8 protein-coding genes are annotated in these 7,129 nt (G+C 63.8%); 5 read left to right on the top strand and 3 right to left on the bottom strand.

Annotated elements, in window-relative coordinates; translation table 11 throughout:
- Positions 1-956 (bottom strand): thiamine pyrophosphate-binding protein (locus tag IOC61_RS06105; protein ID WP_267491277.1); only part of this gene is annotated, 956 nt, incomplete at its 3' end.
- 313 nt (positions 957-1,269) lie between these two features.
- On the opposite strand from IOC61_RS06105, the gene IOC61_RS06100 reads away from it, so the two are divergent.
- From IOC61_RS06100 to IOC61_RS06080, 5 genes are read left to right on the top strand one after another with little or no spacing between them, the layout of a single operon-like run.
- Entirely contained in the window at positions 1,270-2,250 is a 981-nt protein-coding gene (locus IOC61_RS06100; RefSeq protein ID WP_195687982.1) for an AAA family ATPase, read from the top strand.
- Positions 2,247-3,980, top strand: coding sequence for a cobaltochelatase CobT-related protein (locus IOC61_RS06095; protein WP_195687981.1), 1,734 nt, complete (start codon positions 2,247-2,249; stop codon positions 3,978-3,980). Before IOC61_RS06100 ends, IOC61_RS06095 begins: the two co-directional genes overlap by 4 nt.
- Before the next feature lie 33 nt (positions 3,981-4,013).
- Positions 4,014-4,382, top strand: coding sequence for a cupin domain-containing protein (locus tag IOC61_RS06090; RefSeq protein WP_229332964.1), 369 nt, complete (start codon positions 4,014-4,016; stop codon positions 4,380-4,382).
- A 12-nt stretch (positions 4,383-4,394) separates the two neighbouring features.
- Complete coding sequence (locus IOC61_RS06085) at positions 4,395-4,748, top strand: Lin0512 family protein (RefSeq protein WP_195687980.1); 354 nt, start codon at positions 4,395-4,397, stop codon at positions 4,746-4,748.
- Complete coding sequence (locus IOC61_RS06080) at positions 4,741-5,115, top strand: Lin0512 family protein (protein ID WP_195687979.1); 375 nt, start codon at positions 4,741-4,743, stop codon at positions 5,113-5,115. Before IOC61_RS06085 ends, IOC61_RS06080 begins: the two co-directional genes overlap by 8 nt.
- 116 nt (positions 5,116-5,231) lie before the next feature.
- On the opposite strand, the gene IOC61_RS06075 is transcribed toward IOC61_RS06080, so the two are convergent.
- Complete coding sequence (locus IOC61_RS06075; RefSeq protein WP_195687978.1) at positions 5,232-5,981, bottom strand: sulfite exporter TauE/SafE family protein; 750 nt, start codon at positions 5,979-5,981, stop codon at positions 5,232-5,234.
- 7 nt (positions 5,982-5,988) lie between these two features.
- Entirely contained in the window at positions 5,989-7,023 is a 1,035-nt protein-coding gene (gene pta, locus IOC61_RS06070; protein WP_195687977.1) for a phosphate acetyltransferase, read from the bottom strand.
- Between the last annotated feature and the right edge of the window lie 106 nt (positions 7,024-7,129).

Genomic DNA, 7,129 nt, shown 5'->3' with positions numbered 1-7,129 from the left:
ATCTTGTGGTCGGCGTCGATCTGGATGATCTTGGCATCCTTCGGCCAGTAGTCCATGCCGTGCTGCGGCAGGGTGCCGAACGGCCCCAGGCGCGTGCCCAGTGCCACCACCACGTCGGCCTGGGAGATCAACTTCATGCCGGCCTTGGAGCCCTGGTAGCCCAGCGGGCCGCACCACAGCGGGTGGCTGGCCGGGAAGGAGTCGTTGTGCTGGTAGCTGTTGACCACCGGCGCACCCAGCCGCTCGGCCAGCGCCTTACAGGCCTCGACGCCGTCGGCCATCACCACGCCGCCACCGGAGACGATCACCGGGAACTTGGCATTGGCCAGCAGCTCGGCGGCCTCGTTGAGGGTCTTGGTGCCGCCCGGGCCGCGGTCGAGACGCGCCGGCTTGGGAATCTCGCACTCGATCTCGCCGTAGAAGTAGTCACGCGGGATGTTGAGCTGGGTCGGCCCCATCTCGGACATCGCCCGGTCGAAACAGCGTCCGGTGTATTCGGCCATCCGCGCCGGGTGGGTCACGTGGCCCTGGTACTTGGTGAATTCCTGGAACATCGGCAGCTGGTGGCACTCCTGGAAGCCGCCCAGGCCGATGCCGTTGGTGCCCGCCTCGGGGGTGACGATCACCACCGGGCTGTGTGCCCAGTAGGCCGCCGCAATACCGGTCACACAGTTGGAGATGCCGGGACCGTTCTGGCCGATCACCGTGCCGTGGCGGCCCGAAACACGGGCATAGCCATCGGCCATGTGGGCGGCGCCCTGCTCGTGCACCACCGGCACCAGGCGGATGCCGGCCGGGGCGAAGATGTCCATGGCGTCCATGAACGCCGAGCCCATGATGCCGAACATGTCGGTGACGCCGTTGGCGACCAGGGTCTCCACGAAGGCCTCCGAGGGCGTCATCTTCTGCTTGCCTTCCACGACCTGACGGGTATCTGTGGTGTTCTCTGTGCTCATGAGGGTCCTCCGAGGCGACACTGTCGAAATGCGCTATGTGGCTTTCTTTATTATGGAATGAATCATTCCGATTTGCGGAATGCGATGTCACTCTAGATCGCCGAGATCCTAACGTCAACACGATATTTCATAAATCGGTACGATTTGATTCTTTTTGAGAAACTGATCTATTATCGGCCTATCGCTCGACGTGGCACGCTCGCAGCACAACAACTGCTCATAGCACAACAATCGCCCATTCACGCGCCAAGCCCGGCAACACGACGGCCGCAGGGCTCAAGGTCAACGGCCGACGACGGCCGAGGAGACAGTGATGACAGATCTGATCAATGCCAAACCCGACGTCATGCGCTCGGTCCGTGAACTCTTCGGTATCGACAGCGACCTCGAGGTACCCGCGTTCAGCGAGCGTGACGAGTACGTGCCGGAGGTCGACGAGGCCTACCGCTTCAACCCCGATGTGACGCTGGCGATCCTGGCCGGCTTCACTCGCAACCGCCGCGTGATGGTTCAGGGACTGCACGGCACCGGCAAGTCGACCCATATCGAACAGGTCGCCGCCCGCCTCAACTGGCCCTGCCTGCGGGTCAACCTCGACGGCCATATCAGCCGTCTCGACCTGGTCGGCAAGGACGCGATCGTGGTGCGCGACGGCGTGCAGGTCACCGAGTTTCAGGAGGGCATCGTGCCCTGGTCACTGCAGCGCCCGGTGGCACTGATCTTCGACGAGTACGATGCCGGCCGGCCGGACGTGATGTTCGTCATCCAGCGCATCCTCGAACGCGATGGCAACTTCACCCTGCTCGATCAGAACCGGGTCATTCACCCCCACTCCCACTTCCGGCTGTTCGCCACCGCCAATACCGTAGGCCTTGGCAACCTCACCGGGCTCTACCAGGGCACTCAGGTGCTCAACCACGCCCAGATCGATCGCTGGAACATCGTCGCCAAGCTCGACTACCTGCCGCGTGATGAAGAGGTAGCGATAGTGCTGAGCCGAGTGCCCAGCAAGGACTACGAGAAGGGACGCGAGTTGATTTCTGCCATGGTGGCGGTCGCCAACCTGACCCGCCAGGGCTTCGCGGCAGGCGACCTCTCCACCCTGATGTCACCCCGCACGGTGATCACCTGGGCCGAGAACTGCGAGATCTTCCGCAATCCCGCCCTGGCCTTCCGGCTCTCGTTCCTCAACAAGTGTGACGAGGCCGAACGGCCCATCGTTGCCGAGTACTACCAGCGCTGTTTCGGCGAGGAGCTAGACGAATCCTGGATGCAGGAGGCCCGGCCGTCATGACTGCAAGCGCCCAACAGCAGGCGCGCCGGCAGCAACGGATCGAGGAGCTCTGCGCGGCCAGTCTGCGTGCCATCACCGGCCATGCCGACCTTCACTATCGCGGGCAGCGCCTCCATCAGGGCGAGAGGCGTCTCCCCACTCACGCGCCGCATCTGCGTATCGACCCGGCCCAGGATGACTTCGCCGACTGCCGGGCCGTCGCCGATGGCATGGCGATGCGCCTGCTGCACTCCGACATGGCCCTGCATCGACAGCACTGTCCCGATGACCCGATCGAGCGGTTGGTGTTCGAGCTTCTCGAGCAGCTGAGGGTGGAAACCCGGGTCCCCGACGATATGCCCGGCATGGCCGATAACCTGCTGCAGCGCTTCGAGCGCTGGTCGCGCGACTTCTACCGCTCCGGCCTCACCGAGGGCAGCATCGGCCTGCTGCTCTACACCGTGGCCCAGATGTGCTGGTCACGACTGCATGCCCGGCCGGTACTCGAAGAAACCGAGGATTACATCGAGAGCACTCGCTTCTCCCTGGTGCGCGAACTCGGAACGGCACTTCAAGGCCTGCGACGCCAGCGTCATGACCAGGACGCCTACGCTGAACACGCCCTGGCGATCGCTGCCATCGTCGGTAAGCGGGTACGCGCCGAGCGGGCCCAGACCGAAGATGACGATGATGCCGCCGATCACGAAGAGGCCGCCACCGGCGCCTTTGCGTTGCTGCTCGACTTCGATGACAGCGACGGCGACGACGCTGGCATCGCGGCGGCGGCCACCGGGCGCAGCAAGGTCTTCGAGGACTCGGCCTCGACCTATCGCGTCTTCACTACCCGCTTCGACCGCGAGGTCAACGCCGGCAGCCTGGTACGCCGCGCCCTGCTCCGCGAATATCGCGAGCGCCTCGATCAGGCCACCGCCGAACAGAGCATCAATATCCCTCGCCTGGCACGTCGACTCGGCAGCATTCTGTGGGAGCCTCGCCAGGATGGCTGGGCATTCGGCGAGGAAGAGGGCCGTATCGACGGGCGTCGACTGGCCCAGCTGGTCAGTTCGCCCACCGAGCGGCGGCTGTTCTATCGCGAACAGCTCAAGCTGGGCACCGACTGCGCCGTCAGCCTGCTGATCGACTGCTCCGGCTCCATGAAACATCACATCGTCCCGGTGACGATGATGGCCGAGAGCCTGATCCGCGCGCTGGAGATGATCGGTGCCGGCACAGAACTGCTCGGCTTCACCACCGGCGCCTGGAATGGCGGACGCGCCTACAAGGAGTGGATGCGCAGCGGACGCCCCCGCGAGCCGGGCCGTCTCAATGAGGTCTGCCACATGGTGTTCAAGGACGCCGAACGTAGCTGGCGTCGCGCTCGTACCGACATTGCCGCCCTGCTCAAGGCCGACCTGTTTCGCGAGGGCATCGACGGCGAAGCGGTGGACTGGGCCTGTGAGCGCCTGCTCGCCCGACCGGAGAACCGTCGTATCCTGATCGTGATCTCCGATGGCTGCCCGGCGGACAGCGCCACCAACCTGACCAACGACACCTACTACCTGGACAACCACCTCAAGGAGGTGGTCGCCAGACGCACGCGTGAAGGCCAGGTCGAGGTGCTGGGCCTGGGCGTAGGGCTGGACCTGAGCCCCTTCTACCGCCGCTGCCTGGCCACCGACATGTCCGAGGCGCTCGATACACACCTGTTCGATGAGATCGTCGAACTGATCGGCGGACGCCACCGCCGCTAACCCCTCAGCCCTACCTGTTCAGAGGAGAAGATCATGGCAATCCAGGTCATCGATTTCGGCAAGGATACCGGCACCACCGCACGCCGCCGCCTGGCCGACTTGCCGGACCGAGTGGTCGAGGGCGACCCCAACCACGAATCCACGCTGTTCTTCGAGAGTCCTGACGGCAAGATGATCGCCGGCACCTGGACCAGTACCCCGGGCAAGTGGCACGCCTTCACCGATCGCGACGAGTTCTGTTACATCCTGTCGGGTCATGTGCGCCTGATCGCCGAGGATGGTAGCGCTCAGACCTTTCGCGGCGGTGACGCCTTCCTGATCCCCGATGGCTTCCGCGGCTACTGGGAGGTGATCGAGACCACCACCAAGCACTTCGTGATTCGCGATCACGCCGCGGAGTGAGGAGAAACCGATATGGCCAAGACACGCCTGGTGCACCAGTTCGGCATGGGCACTTCGATCCGCAGCCGCAACTACACGGAAGCGGCGGCGCGGGCGATCCGCGACGCCCTGTGGCACAACTCCCTCAATCTTGCCGATGCCTTCGACTTCCCCAGAGAAGCGATGCTGATCGACGTCGAGATCGGCGTGCAACGGCCCGAGGCCGTGGACAGCGACGCCCTGCTGGGCGTCTTCCCCTACGGCCAGCCGAGCATCACGGTGGTCAAGGGTGGCCTCGACATCGACAAGCCCGACGGCAGCGGCACCAGCGTGATCGCCAATGCCGCCGTCATCGTCTCCTTCGATATGGAGCCGCGTCATGACTGAGAAACGCATCATTCTCGAGATGGGTACCGGCAACGACCTCTACGGTGAGGACTACACCAAGGCCGCCTGCCGCGCCGTTCAGGATGCCCTGCACCACTCCTCCATCGTGCTGTTCAAGTCACTCGGCATCGACCATCGGGAGATGCGCGTTCAGGTGACCATCGGCGTTCAGCAGCCTGAGCGGGTCGATATCGAGACACTGCGCGCCGAACTGCCTCGCGGCCGCCCCGAGGTCCAGGTGGTTCACGGCGGGCTCGATGTCCATGATCCCGTCAACAACACCACTCACGTCATCGCGACCGCCGCCATCGCCGCCTTCCTGCCGCTGGAGCAGGGTGCATGGAAGCTGAGTGAGGCCCAAGGATAGTCGTACTATCACGCAAGATGATAAGGGAATTCGGTAAGCTGATGCGCCCAGCCCCCCCCGGCGCCACTCGGCGGGGCTGGGCCGCGAATGACCGACGCAACACTCTTACAGCACTCTTACAGCACTTCCGAGGCGATCAGTCCCCCCCCGATCAGCATCAGCGTGACGAAGGCGACCCGGCGCATCGCCAGCGCCGAGAGCGGCGGTGGGCAGCGGCGACCAATATAGGTCGCCAGGGCCACCACCGGAATGGCCCAGGCGGCAAGAATCAGGATCTCGGCATCCAGTTCCCCACGCACACCGATAAACAGGGTCCGCATACCGGAGGTGGCGGCGAACAGAAGAATCAGCATGTTGCGAATCGCCATCAGCGACATCGGCTGGCGATAGCACTGATAGATGACCGGTGGTCCGGCGATACCGAACAGCCCCCCGAACAACCCCGATAACATGCCACTGATAAAGAAGCTGCCCCGCGAGGAGAGCGTTTCACGGGGTCGCGGCCTGAGCACCAGACCCAGCCCGCCGTAACACACCACCAGGCCAAGGGCGATGCGCAATACGCTGGCAGCGCTATGACTGAGGTAGTCCAGCAGCAGCACACCGACAATGATCGACGGGATGATACCGGCGATGGTGGCGACCGTGGCTCGCAGGTCGAGGAGCTTCAACTTGCCTGGCAGCGCCACGGCGCTATTGGCCAGGGTCATCAGACTGACCACGGCGGCTACCGAGGCTACCGAGGTGATGGACAGCCCACTGGTGGCGCCCATCACGATCATTCCCAGGCCGAAGCCGGTCACCGTCTGAAAATAGCCGGCGACCGCGGCAATGGCCAAGAAGGGCAACAGGACCTCGATGCTCATGACCGGCTCAGATGTCGTTGGCGGCGGCGGCCGAGTCCCGTGCCTCGGCAGCCTGTGCCTGCACGGTGGTCACGGCGATAACATGGTAGATATCATCGACACTGCAGCCTCGGGAGAGATCGTTGGCCGGTTTGGCCAAGCCCTGCAGGAGCGGGCCGATGGCCTCGGCGCCACCGATTCGCTCGGCCAGCTTGTAGCCAATATTGCCGGCTTGCAGATCGGGAAAGATCAACACGTTGGCATTACCCTTGACCTTCGAGTCGGGAAGCTTGCGCTCGGCAATATCGGCGACGATGGCCGCGTCGAGTTGCACATCTTCGTCGATGGCAAGCTCTGGACGCTCGGCCTTGACCCGCCGTGCCGCCCGCACCACCTTTTCCACGTTGCCGTGCTGGGCGCTGCCGCTGGTCGAAAAAGACAGCATGGCCACCCTCGCCTCCTCGCCCAGCAGCGACTCGGCGCTGTCGGCCGCCGTCATGGCGATCTGAGACAGCTGCTCGTCATCGGGATCGATGACCAGGCCACAGTCGGAGAAGATCATGCCGCCCTTGAGGTTGTGGAACGGCTTGCAAAGCATCATCAGAAAGAAGCTCGACACCAGCTTGCTTCCCGGAGCCAGCCCCAGCAACTGGATGGCGCTTCTCACCACGTCGGCGGTGGTATTGACCGCCCCCGCGACGCAGCCATCGGCATGCCCCTCACGGACGAGCAGATTGGCAAAGCATAACGGCTCGCTGACCGCGGCGTCGGCTTGCTCACGTGTCATGCCCTTCTTCTCGCGAAGTGCATACAGCGCCTCGGCGAGGCCCTCACGCAAGGAAGAGACCGCAGGGTCGATGATCTCGATCGCTGCCAGGTCGATCCCTAACTGTTCGGCTCTACGACTGATACCCGCATGCTCCCCCACCAGGATGACCTTGGCGATGCCGTTTTCTGCCGCCTTGATGGCGGCATGCAGCACCCGCTCATCCTCACCCTCGCACAGCACGATACGCCGGGGGGCCTGGCGTGCTTGCTCTAGAATTCGATTCAGTGCCTTCACGTCATATACCTCCTTCACTCGGACACAACCGGGTGCCCGGGAGAAAAAACCCCCGGCACTGCCGGGGGAAAACCACTACCACTGAATGTTTCTGGATCAGACGTAA

It is taken from the genome of Halomonas sp. KAO (assembly GCF_015595025.1).
Lineage (GTDB): Bacteria > Pseudomonadota > Gammaproteobacteria > Pseudomonadales > Halomonadaceae > Halomonas.
The sequence above is the reverse complement of the archived record's forward strand: the minus strand, read 5'-3'. Positions and strand labels throughout refer to the sequence as shown.